The 20,516-nt window shown below is 59.4% G+C and carries 15 protein-coding genes; 6 read left to right on the top strand and 9 right to left on the bottom strand.

Going from position 1 to position 20,516, the window contains the following annotated elements:
* The first annotated feature begins 79 nt into the window (after window positions 1-79).
* On the top strand, window positions 80-505 hold the full coding sequence (locus K325_RS0110565) for a potassium channel family protein (RefSeq protein ID WP_029654236.1): 426 nt from the start codon (window positions 80-82) through the stop codon (window positions 503-505).
* Between the two features lie 201 nt (window positions 506-706).
* On the opposite strand, the gene K325_RS0110560 is transcribed toward K325_RS0110565, so the two are convergent.
* Window positions 707-2,734, bottom strand: a complete 2,028-nt coding sequence (locus tag K325_RS0110560) for a TonB-dependent receptor domain-containing protein (RefSeq protein ID WP_029654235.1) — start codon at window positions 2,732-2,734, stop codon at window positions 707-709.
* Between the two features lie 248 nt (window positions 2,735-2,982).
* Between K325_RS0110560 and gdhA the strand changes: the two genes are divergently transcribed.
* From gdhA to K325_RS0110535, 5 genes are all read left to right on the top strand, one after another.
* Window positions 2,983-4,332: an NADP-specific glutamate dehydrogenase gene (gdhA, locus tag K325_RS0110555; protein ID WP_029654234.1), complete on the top strand. Its 1,350-nt coding sequence runs from the start codon at window positions 2,983-2,985 to the stop codon at window positions 4,330-4,332.
* Window positions 4,333-4,339: 7 nt separating this feature from the next.
* Entirely contained in the window at window positions 4,340-6,928 is a 2,589-nt protein-coding gene (locus K325_RS0110550) for a PEP/pyruvate-binding domain-containing protein (RefSeq protein ID WP_029654233.1), read from the top strand.
* Between the two features lie 50 nt (window positions 6,929-6,978).
* Window positions 6,979-8,262 carry a sensor histidine kinase gene (locus tag K325_RS0110545; RefSeq protein WP_029654232.1) on the top strand — a complete coding sequence of 428 codons (1,284 nt, stop codon included), beginning with the start codon at window positions 6,979-6,981 and terminating at the stop codon, window positions 8,260-8,262.
* On the top strand, window positions 8,252-8,785 hold the full coding sequence (locus K325_RS0110540) for a response regulator transcription factor (protein WP_029654231.1): 534 nt from the start codon (window positions 8,252-8,254) through the stop codon (window positions 8,783-8,785). The genes K325_RS0110545 and K325_RS0110540 overlap by 11 nt, the downstream gene beginning before the upstream one ends.
* Window positions 8,786-9,023: 238 nt before the next feature.
* Window positions 9,024-11,135 (top strand): sensor domain-containing protein, encoded by a 2,112-nt coding sequence (locus K325_RS0110535; protein ID WP_156836588.1) that lies wholly within the window; start codon window positions 9,024-9,026, stop codon window positions 11,133-11,135.
* 12 nt (window positions 11,136-11,147) lie between these two features.
* Here the strand turns inward: K325_RS0110535 and K325_RS0110530 are convergent, their stop codons facing one another.
* The 8 genes from K325_RS0110530 to K325_RS0110495 form a co-directional block, all read right to left on the bottom strand.
* A complete protein-coding gene (locus tag K325_RS0110530; RefSeq protein ID WP_029654229.1) occupies window positions 11,148-11,807 on the bottom strand; it encodes an energy-coupling factor ABC transporter permease in 660 nt (219 codons plus the stop codon).
* 86 nt (window positions 11,808-11,893) lie between these two features.
* Window positions 11,894-13,618, bottom strand: coding sequence for a SulP family inorganic anion transporter (locus K325_RS0110525; RefSeq protein ID WP_029654228.1), 1,725 nt, complete (start codon window positions 13,616-13,618; stop codon window positions 11,894-11,896).
* A gap of 7 nt (window positions 13,619-13,625) precedes the next feature.
* Window positions 13,626-14,492, bottom strand: a complete 867-nt coding sequence (locus K325_RS0110520; RefSeq protein WP_029654227.1) for an MBL fold metallo-hydrolase — start codon at window positions 14,490-14,492, stop codon at window positions 13,626-13,628.
* Window positions 14,493-14,576: 84 nt separating this feature from the next.
* Window positions 14,577-16,088 (bottom strand): diguanylate cyclase, encoded by a 1,512-nt coding sequence (locus tag K325_RS0110515; RefSeq protein WP_029654226.1) that lies wholly within the window; start codon window positions 16,086-16,088, stop codon window positions 14,577-14,579.
* Window positions 16,089-16,166: 78 nt separating this feature from the next.
* Window positions 16,167-16,787 (bottom strand): tetratricopeptide repeat protein, encoded by a 621-nt coding sequence (locus K325_RS0110510; protein WP_029654225.1) that lies wholly within the window; start codon window positions 16,785-16,787, stop codon window positions 16,167-16,169.
* Window positions 16,784-17,566 carry an SDR family oxidoreductase gene (locus K325_RS0110505; RefSeq protein WP_029654224.1) on the bottom strand — a complete coding sequence of 261 codons (783 nt, stop codon included), beginning with the start codon at window positions 17,564-17,566 and terminating at the stop codon, window positions 16,784-16,786. Before K325_RS0110505 ends, K325_RS0110510 begins: the two co-directional genes overlap by 4 nt.
* A complete protein-coding gene (locus K325_RS0110500) occupies window positions 17,553-19,757 on the bottom strand; it encodes an AMP-binding protein (RefSeq protein ID WP_029654223.1) in 2,205 nt (734 codons plus the stop codon). The genes K325_RS0110505 and K325_RS0110500 overlap by 14 nt, the downstream gene beginning before the upstream one ends.
* On the bottom strand, window positions 19,741-20,451 hold the full coding sequence (locus K325_RS0110495) for a thermostable hemolysin (RefSeq protein ID WP_029654222.1): 711 nt from the start codon (window positions 20,449-20,451) through the stop codon (window positions 19,741-19,743). The genes K325_RS0110500 and K325_RS0110495 overlap by 17 nt, the downstream gene beginning before the upstream one ends.
* Window positions 20,452-20,516: the final 65 nt, after the last annotated feature.

The following is a 20,516-nucleotide window of genomic DNA, read 5'->3' as shown; positions in this document are numbered from 1 at the left end:
TTTTCAAAAGATTCCGGATTACTCCGACCGACCCATCCCAAACTCAGGACCGGCCAACGTGGACGGAAGCCATGACACCCTGATCAACGCCACCCTGCTCAACACACTGCTCGTGTGCGTGGTGGTGGTCATTCATAACGAAGCTCTGATTCGCCTGAGCAGGGTGTTGACCAAGCTGCGTCAAAGCCACCACTTCCGGTTAACGATTGCGGTGCTGGGCTGCCTGGCGGCCCACGCCCTGGAAGTCTGGGTTTTTGCCACGGCGTTCTACTTCATGCACCACGCCGAGGGCTGGGGCCAGTTGCTGGGCAACTTCAGTGGCACCATGCTGGACGCGGCCTATTTTTCTTTCACCACCTTTACCACCCTGGGCTACGGCGATATCGAACCCATGGGGCAACTGCGCTATCTTACCGGCATTGAAGCCCTGACCGGCCTGCTCATGATCACCTGGAGCGCCTCGTTCCTGTTCCTGGAGATGCAGCGTTACTGGCCAACCCGGTAACCACAGCGACCTCATCGACAGGCCAGACGCCGCGACACTCAGAATGCAGCAAGCGTTGCCAACCCTGAGTTATTGTAGTCACTTCTGACCGGAACACAGTTTGACCAACCGCAAAAAAAGACCCCGGATGAAGGCAACTCCACCCGGGGTATCAATGTCACCCGCCGGCTATGAGAAGCGGGTAACCGCCATCTTCAGGACTTACCAACGGGCAGTCAGTGCTGCCCGAAGCGTGCGTCCCGGTTCATTCACCCGAAACACACCGCTGTCCGACAGGTTGTCTTTGCTTACATGGTACGCCCAGGCCTTGTCAAAGACATTATCCAGCGCCCAGGTCAGGCTCAGATTGGTCATGAGGGGGTGCGTACCAGAAAGGTTGAACACGCCATAGCCCGGAGAGGTACTGGGATCCAGGCCGGAGTCCGTATCGACCCGATCCTGCCGGCGCGCCAGTTGCCACTCCGCTTCCAGAGTGTGCCCCTGATACTGCCAACCCACAGTCTGGATAAACTGGATCGGAGGGATGCGGGGCAATGACTGGTTTTCATCCCGGTTTTCGCCCCGGACAGACGCCAGCTTGCTGCTGCTGCTCCAGGTTCCGTTGCTCCAGCCGAGCTCTCCCTCAACCCCCAGCAGACGAGCATCAATATTGCGATAACGGGTGTCGGTGGTGTTGTTCGGGGTGCGGGTTTCAAAGCGGTAAACGTAGTCGTCAACCTGATCCACCCACATCGCCGGACGCCAGCTCCACTGGCCTTGCCGCCCCGGCAGACTGAGTTCCAGCTTGTAGTGTTTTTCGGTCTCAAGTTCCGGGTTACCCACCCAGCTGCCTTTCATGGTTTTCTGGGCAACGTATCTCTCATTCACACTCGGTGATCGCACGCTGTGACTCGCGGTCAGCTCCAGAGACTGGGCGGGCGAGAACCGCCATTCTCCGGTCAGGAACCCGCTCACATTGTCGTCATTGGCCTTGATGTCCGTTACGCCATAAGCCGAGGCGTAGAGGGTGGCGGGAGAAAACACCATCATGCCCCCAGGCATCGGCCGGAAGGTCTGGTCCGCCCGGGTCGCATCCATTTCCACACGGTCATACCGGATACCGGCACCCAAACGGGTGTTCATCCGAATCTGATGAAACCCTTCCAGAAACACCCCCACCCGGTCGCGCTCCACACCCGGCCACATCAACGATGCCTCGTTAGTCAGCCCCATACCGTTGTACATGGTGGCGTCCCACTCGTTGCTTTCGACATCAATGCCAATGGCGATGTCACGGGTGTAGTTGATGGTCTGATCCAGTACCAGTCTGGCGCCCCGGGTGCGGGTTTCGGAATTGGTCTGCATTTTCATCGGCGAGTCACGAAGACTGAAGTTATCCATGACGTGATCTACATCAGCCTGCCAGGTCATCAGGCTCCAGGCACCGTTCGCCACGGGTGCTCCCACCTCAAGACGGTACAGATCTGTATCCGTTTTTGGCGCATCCATCCCTCGGCCCGGGAATTTCACATCCCGCTCTTCCTGACGACTGGCCATCCCCTTGACGAAAAAGCCCTGCTCGGAGGTCCAGGCCCCGTCCACCCGGCCTTCCGTATTTTCATAGGCACTGCGAACGTCGTTCCCGTCGCCATCTTCATAGTCATCGGCTTCGTCGTAACCGCCCGCCAGGCGAATAAAGGCATCTTTCCGACCCGCGGCGACACTGCCGTTTACCAGCCTCCCGTCGCCATTATCGGAAGCGCCAATCGTCAGATGGCCAGAGGTAAGGTGGTCATCTTCAAATTCCGGGGCGGCGGTGGTTGCCACCACCTGACCACCGGCAATCGGCCCCCAACGCAGAGTGCGGTTACTGGTGCGCACCTCCAGCACCGGCGCCAGGGAGGTACTCAACCGGCTGGCTGGCGGGTCCATCCGGCTCGGGCAGGCCCCCTCAACGCGCATGCCGTCAATCAGCACTTCCACACGCTCCTCACTCTGGCCATGAATCACCGGATCAAGGCCTCGCCCCCCCATCCGGGACAAGGAAACCGAGGGGCTGCCAGACAGGCGCTGCACCGGTTCTGACTGAACCGCCGCCGCGGAAAGACGAGCCGCTTCGGAGGACTGTCCTTCCGTAACCCGGATCAGTACCGGGCTTGCAGAATCCGTTTGGGCCAGTGCAAGAGGGGCGGCCACAGTGCCGGCCATCGCAAGGCTGATACAACGAGCCAGATGATGTTTTTTCAACATTGTCAGGGGGTTCCTTGAGGCAAGGCCATCAGTTAGGTCACTCATGATCCGGAATTGTAAAGCCCTTCGTTTACGCTGGCTTGAGACACAATGCCGCACCCCATTGGAGGTATCTCCGCAGCACAGACACACCGGTTTAAGCGGGATTAGCTTGCAAAATGGCGCACCGGTGTGGTGCAATCAGTGCCCTTTTTTTGGGTGGTCGCTTTTTTTGCGACTTTCAATACGCGTATTCCGAGGGCACCAACATGACTGCAAAACTCGACGAAAAGCTGGAACCGATCTTCCAGGATGTACTTCATCGCAACCCAGGTGAAAAGGAGTTTCATCAAGCGGTTCACGAGGTTCTGGAGACCCTGGGGCCCGTACTCGTGAAATACCCGGAATTCGCCGACAAGAAAATCATTCAGCGCATCTGTGAGCCAGAGCGCCAGATCATTTTCCGGGTGCCCTGGCAGGATGACAAAGGCGAGATTCACATCAACCGGGCCTTCCGCGTTGAATTCAACAGTGCACTGGGGCCCTATAAAGGCGGGATGCGTTTTCACCCCTCCGTTTACCTGGGCATCATCAAATTCCTGGGCTTTGAGCAGATTTTCAAAAATGCCCTGACCGGCCTGCCCATTGGCGGCGGGAAAGGCGGCAGTGACTTCGACCCCAAGGGCAAGTCCGATGATGAGATCATGCGCTTCTGCCAAAGCATGATGACAGAGCTCTACCGCCACCTGGGTGAGTACACCGACGTTCCGGCCGGCGACATTGGCGTTGGTGGTCGTGAGATCGGCTACCTGTTCGGCCAGTACAAGCGCATCACCAACCGCTACGAGTCCGGCGTATTCACTGGCAAAGGCCTCGACTGGGGCGGCAGCCGTGCCCGTACGGAAGCCACCGGCTACGGCACCGTGTTCTTCACCCATGAAATGCTCAAGGCCCGTGGCGACTCTCTTGAAGGCAAGACCGTGGTGGTCTCCGGCTCAGGCAATGTGGCGATCTACGCCATTGAAAAGTGCCATGAACTGGGCGCCAAGGTGATCGCATGCTCGGACTCTCAGGGTATAATCGTGCACGAGAAAGGCATTGATCTGCAGACTCTGAAACGCATCAAGGAAGTGGAGCGTCGTCGCATCAGTGCCTACACTGAATTCCACAAAGACGCCAAATACGTAGAAGACGGCAACATCTGGTCCGTGCCCTGCGATGTGGCCCTGCCATGCGCCACCCAGAATGAGCTCAATGGCAAAGACGCCAAAGCTCTGGTGGAAAATGGCTGTATCGCGGTGGCAGAAGGTGCCAACATGCCAACCACACCGGAAGGCATCATCATCTTCCAGGAGGCCAAGATCGCATACGGTCCGGGCAAAGCCGCCAACGCCGGTGGTGTTGCAACCTCAGCGCTGGAGATGCAACAGAATGCCAGCCGTGATTCCTGGACCTTTGATTACACCCAGAAGCGCCTTGAGGAAATCATGATCGATATCCACAAGAATTGTTACGAAACGGCCGCCGAGTTCGGTGCCGAAGGTAACTATGTGCTGGGCGCCAACATCACTGGCTTCCTTCGTGTTGCCAAAGCCATGACGGCCATGGGCGTCATCTGATCCGGCCATGAGCCACCAGTTGCCTCTCCAGGCCACAGACCGGGTTTCTACCGGGCTGACCGGTCTGGATGAGGTACTGGATGGTTTGCGAATCGGCGACAATGTCGTCTGGCGAGTGTCTGACCTGGACGACTACCGCCGGTTCGTGATTCCGTTCCTCGATTCCGCCGCCGATACAGGCCGGCACATCATCTACCTCCGCTTTGGCGAACACCCCCCGATCATTGACCAGCACCCTGCGGTGCGCACCATCACCATCGACGCTCTGGGCGGCTTCGAAAGCTTCACCAGCCGGGTCTGGCGCCTGATTGAGCAGCATGGGCGGGGGGCTTTCTATGTTTGCGACAGTCTCAGCGAGCTGCTGAACGCCTGGGCCACCGACGCCATGGTCGGGAATTTTTTCCGGGTAGTGTGCCCGTTCCTGTTTGAGCTCGACACGGTCGCCTGGTTTGCGCTGCATCCCGACCGGCATTCCCGGATGACGCTGGATCGTATCCGGCAAACCACCCAGGTGATGATTGACGTGCATCGACATGGCGAGGACGTCCAGATTCACCCAATCAAAGCCTGGCGCCGGCAATCGCCCACCATGTTCCTGCCCCACCGGGAACAAGGCGGCCGGTTTCGCCCCATCACCGACAGCAGTGATGCTACCCGGCTGCAGGCAACCCTTGAATCAGAACGTCTGCACCGCCAACCCCTGCTGGATTACTGGGACCGGCTGTTCCAGGAGGCCAGTCGAGCGGTGTTCGAGCAGGATCAGGCCGGCATGGAGGATCTGCAGGAACAGGTACTTCAGGTCATGATCAGCCGGGACCCACAGATTCTTGGCCTGGCCCGACGGTATCTGAGCCTGGAAGACCTGTTAACCATACGCAGCCGGCTGGTCGGTAGCGGTTACATTGGCGGCAAGGCCAGCGGTATGCTGATTGCCCGGAACATTCTTCTGAACGACGCCGGAGACCTCTGGCAGGCCAACCTGGAACCCCACGATTCCAGCTATCTGGGTACCGATGCCTACTACGCTTTTCTGGTTCACAACGGCCTCTGGCCCGCCATCATGAGACAGCGTTCTGAGGCGGGCTACCTCAACGAAGCACCGGCGTTAAGGCAGGCCATCCTGACCGGACAGTTCCCTGCCGAGATCCGGTCGGAACTGGAACGCCTGCTGGATCATTATGGCCAGTACCCGATTCTGGTCCGCTCCTCCAGCCTTCAGGAGGACGGCTTTGGCAATGCCTTTGCCGGCAAGTACGACAGCGTTTTTCTGATCAACCAGGGCCCGCCGGAACAACGCCTGGCGGAGTTTGAAAACGCCATCCGCCAGGTCTATGCCTCGTCCATGAACGAAGATGCTCTGGTTTATCGTAAGCATCGCGGGCTGGACCAGCGGGAAGAGCCCATGGCGCTGCTGATCCAGCGGGTCAATGGGCGCTTTCATGGCCGCTACTATCTGCCCGATGCAGCCGGAGTCGGCGTGTCCCGGAATACCTTCGCCTGGGACCGCACCATGGACCCGAAAGCCGGCATGGTCCGCCTGGTGATGGGCCTGGGCACCCGGGCTGTCGACCGGATTGAAGGAGACCATGCGGCCGTCATGGCCCTGGATCAGCCCACCCGCCAACCGTTCCGGTCCCCGGACGAATGCTACCGGTTCTCCCAGCATCTGGTAGACCTGCTCGACCTTCAGGAAGGCCGGCTGGACACCCGCCCCCTGAGCCAGGTGCTCGAGACCACGACGGACATCCCCATTGCCCAGCTGGCCGAGGTGGACCGGGCCGCCACCGCCCGTGCCGAAGAGATCGGCCTGCAGGGGCCCGTCTGGCGACTGACCTTCCGCCCACTGGTTCAGGGCAGCTCGTTTATCACACGGCTATCGGCCCTGCTTAACACCCTTGAGGCCGGGTACCAGCACCCCGTTGACGTGGAATTTACCCTGCACCTGAACGAGCAGGGAGAACCCGCATTCAACCTCGTGCAGTGTCGCCCGTTGGCCACGATTGGAAACTCCGGGCCGGTTTCCCTGCCACAACACCTGCCCCGGAACCGCCAGATATTCTGTACCGAAGGGCATTTCATGGGTGGCAACATCAATCAGTCCATCGAACGGGTCATCCGTATCGATGCCAGTGTCTACGCCAACCTGACCACCAGCCAGCGATACGACGTTGCCCGGCGCCTGGGCGAACGAATCCGTGAATCCGGTGCCAGCACCCTTTTGATGGGGCCAGGACGATGGGGTACCAGCAGCCCGGAACTGGGTGTCCCGGTTCGTTTTTCGGACATTGCCGGGATCAGGATTCTGGTCGAGGTCTCGGAGAATGCCGGTGATATGGTGCCTGACCTGTCTTACGGCTCCCATTTCTTCCAGGATCTTGTGGAATCCGGCATCGCCTACGTGGCCGTGTTTCCAGAGTCGGAGGAGTGTGTCTATCAACCAGACCACCTGCCAGGGGAAGCTCCCCCGGACAACCCGGATTCGGAGATCGAGCGGGCGATCCGGGTGTATCATATGCCTCAGTGGCCCCTGCAGGTCCGTGCCGATATCGAGCAACAGCGTCTGGTGTGTTATCGACCGGTTGACCCGGGGCAATAGCTGCACATTTTCCACACCGGCATCGGCAGCAGGCTGATAGAATGCCCTCCATGGAATGGCTGACTCACTCTCAAACCGGTTTTCGGCAAGCCGCACGTTACCTTCTGGGCATGCGGCTGGCCATTATTCTTACCTTACTGGTGGCCGTGGCCGTGGCCGAAACCACCGTTTCCCTGGCCCATCGTGCAGAGTCGCTGCTGCTGTGCCTGCTTTATGGCGTACTGGCAACGCTGGGATGGCTCTGGTTCAGCCGTCGCCCTCCCGCCTCAGCCCTGACGGTCAGCCTGACCCTGGCCGGAGACCTGATCCTGATCGGGTTCTGGCTTTATCTCACGGGTGGCTACACCAACCCGCTGGTTTCGCTTTTGTTGCTGCCCATTGCAGTCGCCATCATTCTGGTTCCCGGCCGCCAGGGCATTGTCCTGACCCTCTCCGGCATTCTGGCCTACACCGCGCTGGTGATCTGGCACACACCGGCTATCGAACACGAACACCATGGCGGTGACCTTGCGCAGCTGCATCTGGTCGGCATGTGGGTCACCTTTGCTCTGACGGCCGCTATTCTGCTGCTGGTTGTGGGCACACTGGCCCGACAGCTACGGGCCCAGCAATCGCAACTTGGCCTGTTCCGGGAGACCCGTCTGCGTGACGAACAGATCATTGCCCTGGGCCTGTCCGCCGCCTCCGTGGCCCACCGTTTGGGCACCCCGCTGAATACCATGACCCTGCTTCTGGACGAAATGCAATCGACCACCTCCGTGCAGAAAGACCCGCATCTGCAGGAAGACCTGACGATGATGCAGCAACAACTCTCGCTATGCAGCGGCCATCTTCAGCAACTGACCCAGGCAGCCGTTGAGGCCCGAACGGCCAGGCTGGAGATCCTTCCCGTGGGCGCATGGCTCGATCGCCTGCGGGAATCGGCAACCCTGCTCTGGCCCGCCGGGCCGATTCGCTGGGCCGGCCACTGGCCGGACGCCCATGTCGCGGTGGACGCCACTCTGGATCAGGCCGTACTGAACCTGTTGGCCAATGCGCTCACCGCCAGTCCACAATGGGTAGGGGTCCAATGCCGCCGGTCTGGTGAAACCAGGCTGGAGGTGATTGTCGAAGACCATGGCGACGGCCTTCAGAGCGCCTTTGCAGGAGCACCCGGCGAAGACATCGTCGACTCCCGCAACGGCCTGGGAGTGGGACTTTTTCTGTCAAACGCCACGATACAGCGCCTGGATGGTCATCTCCGGGCCCGGGTTGGCGATCAGGGCACCACCATGGTGATCGACCTCCCGGTTTCGGATCAACGTGCCACAGGAGTCACCGAGCATGACAGATAGCGAACGCTGGCTGCTGGTGGACGACGACGAAGCCTTTCTTCAGGTTCTTGCCCGCTCTCTCACCCGCCAGGGCATCGAGAGTGTGACAACACGAACGCCTTCTGAAGCCTTGCAGGTTCTTGCTTCGGAACCCTTCTCTCGCTGCGTGCTGGATCTCAATCTGGCGGGTGAAAGTGGCCTGCAGCTGCTCCCGGAGCTTCTGCAGAAGAACAACTCTCTGGAGATTCTCGTCCTGACCGGCTACGGTAGCATTGCGACCGCGGTAGAAGCCATGCGCCGGGGCGCGGTGAACTACCTGTGCAAACCGGTGACGGTGAGCCAGCTGATTCAGGGCTTCGAGCCCCTGGATGGAGCCCCGGCACTTCGGGCCGAACCGCCGTCGGTGGAAGAAATGGAGTGGGAGCACATCCAGCGCGTACTGAATGAACACGAGGGCAACATCTCTGCAACGGCCAGAGCACTGAACATGCACCGCAGGACCCTCCAGCGGAAGCTACAAAAACATTCCCGGTGGCGTCACTGAGCCTGGCAGGCAAGAAATTGCCAGAAAATTGATGGACGTCAATTATCCAACCTGAATGATGAGTATCCCAGGCTCCCGGTATCCGTTATCCTCACCCGCCGCTTTGCAAAAAACGGATAGTCACCGACCTCAATAGATCACAGCATCATCTATATTATTAAAGAATACCCTTTTGTTTATTCTCACAGGGAGTCGAGAACGCAACGCCCACAAGCCAACCTGGTAACAACCGCTGCCCATGAATACGCCCGATCAGATCATCGTCCCACACCGTCTGGCACTGGTTGCCGAGGTGACCCGCAACATGATTCTGATTCTCGGTGCAGACGGAGCGGTGGAATGGGTAAACCCGGCTTTTGAAGCGCACTCCGGATACCGGCTTGAAGCGATAAAAGGGCGCATGCCCAGCGAGTTTCTGGCAGGCCCCTGTACCGATCAGGACAGCCTCACCAAGATTCGCAGGCACCTGTTCTGCAACACCGAGTTCGAGATGGATCTGCTTCAGTACAACGCTCAGGGGCAACCGTACTGGGTGCACACTTATGGCACTCCCGTTGGCGGCCCGGACGGCACCGCGCCCGGCTTTGTCCTGATCCAAAGCGACATCTCTGACCGCAAAAACGGTGAACGTGGCCTGCGTATTGCCGCCAGCGTGTTTGACCGCAGCCACGATGCCATCATCATCTCCGACCAGAAAAACCGGATTGTAGACGTTAACCCTTCCTTCACCCGGATCACCGGCTATGCCAGAGAGGAAGTCCTGGGACTGGCTCCGTCGATCCTCAGTTCCGGCCGCCACTCTCTGGCGTTCTACCGCACCATGTGGCAATCCATTGAAGAAACCGACCACTGGCGAGGGGAAATCTGGAATCGTCGTAAAAACGGCGAAGAGTTTGCAGAGTTGCTGTCGATCAGCCGGGTACACCTTGATAGCCCGGCCAACTACTATCACGTTGCCACTTTTTCCGACATCACAGCGCTCAAAAACCACGCCAAAGAACTGGACCGCGCGGCCAACTACGACCCGCTCACCGGGCTGCCTAACCGGCAGTGGATTGAAGAACGGCTGCGCGCAGCCAAACTGACGGCCGACCGCAACAACAACCCTCTGTTCGTCTGTTATCTGGATATCGATGGTTTCAAACTGATCAATGATCAACTGGGCACAGACGTGGGCGATGAAGCCCTTCGCATTATCGGAGAGCGTCTGAATAATCGTCTGGAAGAAGATGCCGTGATCGCCCGAATCGGAGGCGATGAATTCGTTCTGCTTCTGGAAGGTGAGCAGTCAGAAGCCGACTATCGGCGGATTCTGTCGGTGGTCAGCGATCCGATCACCCTTCAGGACACACCGATCATGGTAACCGCCAGCCTCGGCATTACCCGGTATCCCGAGGACAACACCGATGCCGAAGGCCTGATCCGGCACGCTGACCACGCCATGTACTCCGCCAAAGAAAAAGGGCGCAACCAGTATCAGGTGTTCGATCCGGGCCAGCATGCCTGGCAACGGGAACGACGTTTTCAGTTAATAGAGATTGCCCAGGCCATTGAGAACGATGAGTTTGAACTGCACTTCCAGCCCCAGCTGAGAATGGCCGATTCGGAAATCATCGGCTTTGAGGCCCTGATTCGCTGGCATCATCCGGAAAAAGGCCTGATCGCCCCCGGGCTGTTCCTCCCGGCGGTGGAGCACAGCCACCTGGAGTCTGCGCTTGGCCAGTGGGTGATCAACCACGCTCTGGCAAAAATGCAGCAATGGCAGGAAGCCGGCCAGGAGATTCCGGTTTGCATCAATATCAGCGCGGCGCACATGATGGACCCGGCGTTTGTGGATGTGTTATCGGACTGTCTGCTCGCCCATCCCTCAGTCAACCCGGGCCAGGTTACGCTGGAAGTTCTGGAATCAACGGCCCTGGAGGACACCAAAAGTGCGGCAAACATGCTCGCCCGCTGCAGGAAACTGGGCGTTCAGGTCGCGCTGGATGACTTCGGGACAGGGTTCTCGTCTATGACCTATCTGCGCAGCCTGCCTGTGGACATGATCAAGATCGACCAGAGTTTTATCCGTAACATGCTGAGCGACGCCAACGACCGGGCCATCGTTGAAGGGATCATTTTCATGGCCCAGCGGTTTCGTCATCGAGTGCTGGCAGAGGGCGTTGAAACGCTGGAACACGCCATGGCGCTGAAAAAAATGGGGTGCGACCTGATTCAGGGTTACGGTATTGCCCGCCCCATGCCCGCAGCCGACGTTCTGAGCTGGCTGGAGAACTGGCAAAGCCACGCCCGACACAAAAGCATCATCCACGAGCTTCGCTCTGCAAACGGGCAGGGCGAAGGCATCTGACCATCACTGACGTTACCGGTAACGGCTCTGATCCAGTGTCTTAAGCCGGTCCGGATGAAACACCATCAGACCGGTCACGAAGGTGCCGTTAATAAAGCCTTCGGGGATCATGAACAGTGGCAGATACCTCAGGTACTCATGAACCAGCTCATCGAACCCATAGGTGCCACTGATCCAGAGCATCAGGCACATGATCACGCCCGCCACAGCCACCGACAGCCCGGCCCCGAAAAAACCGCAAAAGAAAATGTAGGCAAAGAAATTCCGGAAGTTACGCCGCCGTTCCCAGCGCATAATGGCATGGCTGACCAAGGCCGGCACCATCACGGTAATCAGCCCGTTGGCGGCAAACATCAGAACCGGCTCACGCCCCGTAATCACGGTAATAACCAGAGCCAGCAGCCCGGACAACACCGCCAGAGCCCACCCCAGCATCAGGGTAATGACGGTTACGCCAAAAATATGGATAGCCAACCCGGGCGAAATACCCGCCCGTAACTGCCAGACAAAGCCCAGCACCACCGCCGCCCCGAAAAAGGAATGCTGCAGAGCGTTGTCGTTGCGAAATGCGGCCCAGTCCACCGTCCTGAGAGCCAGCAGCAGTATCACGACAAACAGGCCTGCAGTGATCAACCACTGACTGGTGGATAGCAGATTATCAGTCATTCCCATGGCAGCATTACCGGTGCAAGTACGAAAGAATGGGGGCAGTGTCTACACATACCCCATGCCCGGTCAATGGGATCACACTATTCAGGTCAAGCGGCGGCCGCGACACGCCCGGTAAGCGCTTGCCAGGCTTCGTAGGTACTCAGAAAAATGCGGCCATCCAGGTGGGCCAGCAATTCGGTTCCTTTGAGCCGATCCATCACCGGGCCCTTGATCTCCGAGAAGTGAAGGCTCACCCCCGCGTCACGCAGCCGGTCGTTGATCGCTTCCAGGCTTTCCAGAGCAGAAGCATCGATCAGGTTCACCGCCGGGCACACCAACACCAGATCGGTCAGCTCCGGCTGACGCGTCACCAGATCCATCACCGTCTCCTCCAGAAAACGGGCATTGGCAAAGTACAGGCTCTCATCCACCCTCAGGAACGTAACTTTCGGACACAGCTCCACGTTATGGCGCAGCACATTACGGAAGTGCTCAGTGCCGGGCACCCTACCAACCACGGCACTGTGCGGGCGGCTGGTTCGATAGAGGAACAGCCCGATCGACAAGGTAACCCCCGCGATAATGCCCGCTTCCACGCTGTGCATTAACGTCAGGAGGATGGTCGCCAGCATGGCGCCGAAGTCGGTGCGCGAATAGCGGAACGTGCGCGCCAGGGCCGGTAAATCAATCAGCGTGGCAACCGCAACAATGATGGTGGCCGCCAGAGTTGCCTGGGGCAACCAGGCAATAGCCGGGGTCAGGAACAAGGTCGCCAAGGCTATACCAACCGCAGTATAAGCACCGGCAGCCGGCGTTTCCGCACCGGCATCAAAATTAACCACGGAACGGGAGAAGCCTCCGGTGACCGGCATTCCCCCGGACAGACCAGCCCCCAGATTTGCCGTTCCCAGGCCAATCAGCTCCTGATCCGGATCAATACGCTGGCGTTTTTTCGCAGCCAGGGTCTGGCCCACCGACACCGATTCCACAAATCCCACCACGCTGATCAGCAGTGCACTGACCGCCAGCTGAGACCACAGGCCCGAATCCAGCGAAGGCAACGTCAGCGAGGGCAAACCCGACGGCACCTCACCCACCAGCCGAACGCCCGCAGCATCCAACTGCAGCAGCCAGGCCAACAGCGTCGTCACCACCACCGCCAAAATGGGGGCGGTTTTCGTCACAATATCCGCCGGACGAGCCGGAACACCAAACCGCTTCAGCAGGGGCTTGAGATACCGACGGGACCAGACCAGAAAACCCAGCGCTCCGAGGCCGATCAGCACCGTCGGCAGGTTGGTGTCCGGCAACGACATAACCAGTGACCGGCCGATCTCCAGGAGATTGTGACCACTGGCCTGCACCCCAAACAGATGCTTCAGCTGACTGGCCGCAATCACGATCCCAGACGCGGTGATAAATCCGGAAATCACCGGATGACTCAGGAAATTGGCGAGGAAACCCAGCCGCATAATCCCCATGACCGTCAGCATCAGGCCCGACATGACCGCCAGCAGGACCGCCCCGGCCAGATACTCCGGGGAACCAGCCTCCGCTAACGGCGCCAGGGCTGCAGCCGTCATCAGGGACGCCACCGCCACCGGCCCGACCGACAAGGTACGGCTGGTGCCAAAGACGGCATAGATCACCAGTGGCAGGATACTGGCATACAACCCCACCTGCGCCGGAAGCCCCGCCAGCAGGGCATACGCCAGAGACTGGGGAATGAGCATCACGGTCACGATCAGCGCAGCCACCAGATCACTGGTGGCCTGGTCTCGGCGGTATGCGGGTGCCCACTGCAGAATGGGCAGATAGCGTTTCAGGTTCATGGGCAGCTCAGAACCGGTTTACCGGTACCTTCAGGTACACCTGACCATTGTCCTCCGGCGGCGGCATCTGCCCGGCCCGCATGTTCACCTGAACCGAGGGCAGGATCAATCTGGGCATATCCAGAGTCGCGTCCCGCTCCGTACGCATTTTCACAAAATCCTCTTCCGACACACCTTCGTGCACATGCACGTTGGCCTGGCGCTGCTCCGCCACCGTGGTGACATGCTGGTACTCATCACGGCCGGGCGCCTTGTAGTCGTGACACAGGAAGATTCGGGTTTCCGGCGGCAGGGCCAGAACCTTCTGGATCGATTGATACAAAACCCGGGCATCCCCGCCGGGGAAATCGCAGCGGGCGGTGCCGTAATCAGGCATGAACAGGGTGTCTCCCACAAAGGCAGCATCCCCGATCACGTAAGTCAGGCAGGCAGGCGTATGCCCCGGAGTGTGGAGCACCCGGCCTTCAAGGTGACCGATAGCGAAGGTATCACCTTCCTCGAACAGCCGGTCAAACTGGCTGCCGTCCCGGGCGAACTCGGTACCAGCATTAAAGGCTTTGCCAAAGATGTCCTGCACCTGCACGATGTTCGCACCAATCGCGGTTTTACCACCGAGTTTTTCATGCAGGTAGGGCGCCGCAGAAAGGTGATCAGCATGAACGTGTGTCTCCAGAATCCACTCCACACGCAGCTCATTGTCCTGAACGTACCGGATGATTTCATCCGCCAAGCGCACATCCGTACGGCCAGCGGCGTAGTCAAAATCCAGCACCGAATCCAGAATGGCACAGGCCTGACTACCAGGGTCGCGAACCACATAACTGAACGTGTTGGTGGGCTCATCAAAAAAATGCTGAACGAGGGGCTGAGTCATGGTCTTCACCTGTAAGGTCGCCAATATCCTAATATTTGATCTAAGGATATACTGAAACGCTATATAAGGTGAAATTCTGTTTTCTTATAGCCGCGATAATCCTGATGCATCAACCAGGCAATCACGCCCGCTATCCTTGGCCTGATAGAGTCGATGATCGGCCAGGGCAATCAGGGCCTCCGGGGTCGCCGGGGCACCGGTCATCTCGGAAACGCACATAGCGCCCACACTGACGGTGATGTTGAAGACATCGTTGTCTGCCACAAACTCCTCGGCCCGGACCGCGGCCATGATTCGCATCACCAGCGCCTCCATGTCGGCCTCCGTCACCTCGGTGAATACCACCAGGAACTCTTCACCGCCAAACCGGGCGACCACGTCCGTCGTCCGGGTATGATTCAGCAACAACTCCGTGAAACGAATCAGCACCTGATCCCCCACCAGATGCCCCCGGTTATCATTGATGCGCTTGAAGTGGTCGATGTCGAACATTGCCAGGCAGAAGCGGTCACCATGACGGTTGCACACCGCCAGAATCTCTTCCAGCCTGGGCATCAGGTAACGACGATTATGAAGGCCGGTCAGGGGGTCCCGGATCGACTGGTTGAGCAGATCTTCTTCCAGCCGGTTACGCTCAAGCGCGCCGGACAGCAACCCGGAAATGATGATCAGAAGGTCCGCCATATCCCGCCGCCAGCGCCTTTTCGACAGGGAATCCACACCAAAGAAGCCCATCAGATGACCCCGGATCCAGATCGGTACGCAAAACATCGAACTCACCCCCATCTCGGCGAGCACCTCTTTTTCTAAACGGGCCTCCAGTGGCAATTGATCAACGTCTTCAATAAACACGACCTGGCTCTGATCATGCATCAGACGTATCTTTTGCTGCCACCACTGAAAACCTTCAATGACCACGCGTTGCTGGCCGCGGATCAGAGACCGGACCCCGGGCGCGCACCATTCATGGGTATTGGTCATCGAGAGGTGGTCGTCCGAAAACGCGTAAAGGTAGGCCCGATCCACGCCAAAGAAAAAACCAATGGAACGAAGCAGCTCATCGATGCAGTCGTCGATGGAGCCAAACCCAAGCTGAATAAATTCCCCGGACAGACGGGCCACCAGCTTCTGAAAGCCTGCCTGAAACGAAAACTCGGCTTCGCTTTCCCGGAGGTGCTGTTCCAGTTCCTTGTAATGGTGAATATTGTGGAACTGGCCATACCAGAGCGTGCTGCCATCGGGTTGCCGTTCCGGCACCGAATGGGCCTCGTACCACTGGTATTCGCCGTTCCGCATTCGTAGCCGGGCCCGGTATACCCACGGCTGAAGTGTTTCCGCCGAATGCCGGATGCTATCGGCAATGTCCGTCCCGTCTTCGGGGTGAATTACCTCAAACATCGAATCGGCGTTGTGTCGCAGCTGGTCTGGCTCGACTCCAAACAGCGTCTGAACCTGAGCGCTGACGTAAGGGTAGTAGTGCGTGCGCTGGTCCGCACTCAGCCAATAGGAGAACAGAACGCCAGGAACACCAGACGCCAGTTTCTGGAAAAGAAGGGCCGGGAGAGCCCCGGGCTGATCATCGCCGGACGGGTTCATAAGCAGCCGGCCTCCCCTCTGATTACAACATGCCGCTCACTGAGTGTAGCCCAGGCGGACAGGTGCCGCGAACGGCTTTCACAGGTCACTCAATCGGGTTTTCGCATCCTGGCGACGCCCTGCATCCGCCACCTCGCGGCCGGTGCGGGGCGGAGCGGCCAGAGCCTTCTCAAGGTATATACGGGCCCGCTCCGGTTCCCCCTGTTCAACCAGGAAATCGCCGAAAAAATAATTGGCGTCTATACCCTCGGGATTGATCGCCAGCGCTTTCTGAAGATACCTGCGGGCCTTATCATCATCCCCAAAACCCAGCGGCCAGCCAGGTACCTGATAATACAGGCTACCCAACGAAGTATAGGCAGACCCCTCCAGAGCCTGAGGGTTGACCTCAAGCGCGGCCTCCAGTGATGCCCGGGCCCGCTTCACCAGACTCAGGGCCCCAAGCCCGCCCTTGGCTCCCGCGTAGGTGCTCAGCACAATCCCCTGCCAGATCAGCGGTTCCGCCTGATCCGGATGACGCCCGACAAACGCCTCGGTGTCAGCGGCAAGAACCTCGAACGCTTTCTCGCGCTCCGGCGCCGGTAACTGATACTGAATCTCAGCCCAGCGTTGCTGAATCTGGGACAGTTCCGCCGACAGTTCCTGTGCAGACAACGGCATGGCCAGCAGCCCGGCCAACAGCATAATGACTTTTTTCATGAGACGGCTCCTGAATCCAGAAAACGCCGGATCACCGGCAGTTGTTTCAACATGGCCTTGTCGACAATCTTGGGCAGAATGCCGTTAACGACCACAAACAGCTTCTCCGGCCACCCCAGAAACCGGCGCCGCTCATCCTTCTCCATCGCCTGAAGAATTTTGACCGCGACCAGCTCCGGTGCATCCATGGCGTTACCAAGAGCGCGGTTCAGTTCATTGACCGGCTCAGGGTTCATCGCCGTTGATGTTGCTCTCGGGGCCACGTAGATCACCTGCACCGGAGTATCGGCCAGTTCACGGCGCACAGCTTCGGTAAAACCGCGCAGGCCAAACTTGCTCGCGCAGTAGGCGGTGTAACCGGGGAATCCGATGCTGCCGAAGGTGGAACCCACAAACACCAGCGCACCCAATCCGGCCTTACGAAAACGGGGCACAAAATGGCGGGCCACCAGCATGGCGGACCGCAGGTTTACCGTGAGCTGGGCGTCCAGATCGCTGACGGACATAGCGTCCAGAGCCGCAAATTGATTCTGACCAGCGCAGTGGATCACACCGTCAATGTCCGGATACACCTCACTCAGCTGCTGAAGCTGCTGGTCGAGTTCAGACCCTGCCAGCTCCAGATGCACCGGCGAGACACCCACGCGCTTTTCCAGCCGGTCCGGGTGCCGGGTGGCCACAATCACCCGTGCTCCCCGTTCCACCAGCGGCCCGATCAAAGCCTGGCCAATCCCACCGGTCCCCCCAAGCAGGAGGAACGTCCGGTCATGCAGCCTCATGACGTGGCTCCTTGCTGCAAGATGGCAGCGGAATGCTGTGCAGCATGTCGCCATAGAGGCGATAGACCATGCGGGCCGCTTCGATAATAGCCCGCTGGTCGTCCGGATCGGTGATGTCGTTCATCAGGTTACGGAAAAACTCAAAGTGATCCTGATCCAGGGCCCCGTGGGAATACAAATAGCTGAATGCCTGATTGGGCAAGTCCAGTTTTTGCTGGATGGCTTCGCCCAGCGGCGTGGCCAGCTCAATGGAAGTGCCTTCGAGTACCTGAACCATGCCAAAGAACGCGATCGGGTTTCCTCGCTGAATGCGGTCGTACAGGTAGGCCACCATCAGTTCAATCGCAGTGTCCGGCTGACCATGCCGGATGGATTCCTTATCGGCACCACAGGCCTCAAGGTCATTCAGAATCCACTCGTGGTGGCCGTATTCCTCGTCAATGTATTCAACCAACGCCTTACGAACAAATTCAAGGCGTTCCGGCAGGCGGCCGCCACACGCCATCATCAGAGGAACGGTGTGTTTCACGTGGTGATAGGCCTGCGTCAGAAACCAGGTATAGCCGTCAATAGCAAAACGGCCCTCCCGGATCGCTTCAATCACCGGAGCCCCCGTGACATGCGCACGGGCCTGGGCAGTTTCTGATTGCAGCCTTTCAAAAAAGGTCATGTTGGCGCCTCCTGGCGTTGGGTATTGGGTCCTGGCGACTGAAGTAGCGCCGGGGTTCATGAACAGGGGAAAACTGCTGGCGAGCAGGGTCGGCAGATCGGCCTGAATCTTGTGTCGTACGGGGCGGCCATTGGCCGTCACGTAATGTTCGGCCTGGGTCAGCGGCTGTCGGCGAAGGTAAACTGCCTGCAAGCGCGCATAGTCAGGCAACCCGGCATTGAGCGTGGCCAGCGATTCGCGCAGCCTTTCCGGGCTTCGGCCATCCCTCACGGTCAGCAAGGCACTGGGCCGGGGATCGCCCTCGCCAAAGACCACCGCCTGGGTGGCGCCCACCGCCTGGATCAGTTCACTTTCCAGCCACTCCGGGCTGATGTTTCGGCCAAAACTGGTAATGATCAGGTTCTTGGCCCGGCCGTTTACGGCAAGAAATCCCTCCGGGCCGAGCGCGCCCAGATCGCCGGTATCCAGCCAGTGGCCGGCTTCTGTTCTGGTACCCGGGTCATCCCCCAGATAACCAAGATGGGTGTTACCGCGCACCAGAATCCGATGGTCATCAGCCACCGATACCTGAACATGATCCAAAGGCTGGCCGACGGTGCCTTCCCGTTCTTGATCAGGCACGTTCAGGGCCACCACTGAACCACACTCTGACAAGCCATAACCTTCGTACAAAGGCAGTCCCAGCCCCCGGCCCCGGGCCAGGAGGTCGGTTGAAACCCGGCCACCACCCACCGCCAGAAAACGGAACGAGGCGGTCTCAAGCCGGCCTTGCTCAGCCGCGGCAACCAACGCCATGGCCAACTCCGGTACCAGAATCAGCGAGTGAGGGTGGTACTGGTTCAGCCCGGCCACCAGCGAGTTCAGTTCAAGTCCGCTGCTGCCGGTCATCCCCAGGGTTTGCAACGGAGCGACGGTCACCGTGGCCCCCAGCAGCAAAGGCAGGTAAACCCCGGCGATGTTCTCCAGCAGGGTGGCCAGGGGCAGAACGCAAAGGTGTTGCTCCAGTACTACGCCCTCAAGCCGATGTTTCAGTGCCTGAACGGTCGCCGCCATCTGACCGGCCGACAGGCATACGCCCTTCGGAGCGCCGGTACTGCCGGAGGTAAAGGTAATTTTGGCGGTCCGATCCGGCATTCGGGCAGGAGCGGGCGTCACCGGCAGACACTGGCCCCAGACACCATAAGCCAGAGGCTCTGCCCCGGCATCCGGGCCGCTGAACAACAAATACTCCAACCCCGCCCGCTCAATCAGATGGGCGGTTTGTCGGGGCGAGAAGAATACCGGAACCGGCACACACACCACGCCGGCCAGCAGGCACGCGAGGTCGGCCACCACCCAGGCTGGCGAGTTGTCGCCACAAAGGCCGACCCGCTGAACGCCCCGAGCCTGCAGTTGCTCCGCCAGAACACGGACAGCCTCGGCCATTTGCCGGTAGCTCAGACAGCTCCCGGGACTGCGGAGCGCCACTCGCTCCGGGTACCGGGCGGCGGCTGTGAAAATCTGCTCAGGCAAGTTGGCCACACACACCTCCTGATTGCAGCTCAGCCCCCCCGGCACACTGAGCCACCGGATGCACCAACCTCAGTAACCCGGCCTGGCGCAATGCCTCAACCCCATCCTGCACCCGGACCGCCATCACCACCGGGTGATGCTCGTAATATCGTCCCCAGCCCGCTCCCCGGTCGGGCAACCGGGCGGGATCGGCCTGATCAAGCACTTGCGTCGCGATCCCCAGTCGGTGGAAACTGTTGCGAAGCTGGTTGGTGCCGGTGCACACCACCCAGTCATACCCGGCAGCGTGCAGCCAGACAGACAGCGAGGCGAACAGATAGCGACTGACACCCGCTTCGATTCCCGCAAGATGAGCAATTTCAGCAATCTGATCTCGCTCAACGCCGGGGTCCGGCAGAAGGTTTTCCACGGCCACAGCCAAGTAATCTTCCAGGAACAGGCGCTCATCGCGGGCACAACGAACACCCACCGCCGCCATCAGGGTGCCCTGGGCAGTCGTCAGGGCAAGCAAAGCAGGAATGCGAAGGTTCGGCTCAGCGCCGTAGGCCTGCAGAAACCGGCGCCGTATGAATCCGGCCACCGTGTCCGCCATTGCGGTACCGGGCTCGATGGCACTGAACCACCGGCCTGCGCAACGCAGCAACGGCGCCACCTCGGGTGCCTCCGGCGGACAGCAGGCAGATATCGTCAAGGGATCCGTCATCAGGGTTCTCCAACAGCCAAGGCCAGTCCGGCCTTCTGGTTACGGTGGCCAGATTAGGCAACGAG

It is taken from the genome of Marinobacter daepoensis DSM 16072, from assembly GCF_000421165.1.
In the GTDB taxonomy this organism is placed as follows: domain Bacteria; phylum Pseudomonadota; class Gammaproteobacteria; order Pseudomonadales; family Oleiphilaceae; genus Marinobacter; species Marinobacter daepoensis.
This window is presented reverse-complemented; position numbering and strand designations above follow the sequence as displayed.

What these genes read in the sequence shown, in the direction of transcription:
- K325_RS0110515 (WP_029654226.1), bottom strand. Translation starts at nt 16,088, where the DNA reads ATGAACCCGTCCGGCGATGATCAGCCCGGGGCTCTCCCGGCCCTTCTT.
- K325_RS0110495 (WP_029654222.1), bottom strand. Translation starts at nt 20,451, where the DNA reads ATGACGGATCCCTTGACGATATCTGCCTGCTGTCCGCCGGAGGCACCC.
- K325_RS0110530 (WP_029654229.1), bottom strand. Translation starts at nt 11,807, where the DNA reads ATGGGAATGACTGATAATCTGCTATCCACCAGTCAGTGGTTGATCACT.
- K325_RS0110540 (WP_029654231.1), top strand. Translation starts at nt 8,252, where the DNA reads ATGACAGATAGCGAACGCTGGCTGCTGGTGGACGACGACGAAGCCTTT.
- K325_RS0110545 (WP_029654232.1), top strand. Translation starts at nt 6,979, where the DNA reads ATGGAATGGCTGACTCACTCTCAAACCGGTTTTCGGCAAGCCGCACGT.
- K325_RS0110560 (WP_029654235.1), bottom strand. Translation starts at nt 2,734, where the DNA reads ATGTTGAAAAAACATCATCTGGCTCGTTGTATCAGCCTTGCGATGGCC.
- K325_RS0110510 (WP_029654225.1), bottom strand. Translation starts at nt 16,787, where the DNA reads ATGAAAAAAGTCATTATGCTGTTGGCCGGGCTGCTGGCCATGCCGTTG.
- K325_RS0110550 (WP_029654233.1), top strand. Translation starts at nt 4,340, where the DNA reads ATGAGCCACCAGTTGCCTCTCCAGGCCACAGACCGGGTTTCTACCGGG.
- K325_RS0110505 (WP_029654224.1), bottom strand. Translation starts at nt 17,566, where the DNA reads ATGAGGCTGCATGACCGGACGTTCCTCCTGCTTGGGGGGACCGGTGGG.
- K325_RS0110525 (WP_029654228.1), bottom strand. Translation starts at nt 13,618, where the DNA reads ATGAACCTGAAACGCTATCTGCCCATTCTGCAGTGGGCACCCGCATAC.
- K325_RS0110520 (WP_029654227.1), bottom strand. Translation starts at nt 14,492, where the DNA reads ATGACTCAGCCCCTCGTTCAGCATTTTTTTGATGAGCCCACCAACACG.
- gdhA (WP_029654234.1), top strand. Translation starts at nt 2,983, where the DNA reads ATGACTGCAAAACTCGACGAAAAGCTGGAACCGATCTTCCAGGATGTA.
- K325_RS0110535 (WP_156836588.1), top strand. Translation starts at nt 9,024, where the DNA reads ATGAATACGCCCGATCAGATCATCGTCCCACACCGTCTGGCACTGGTT.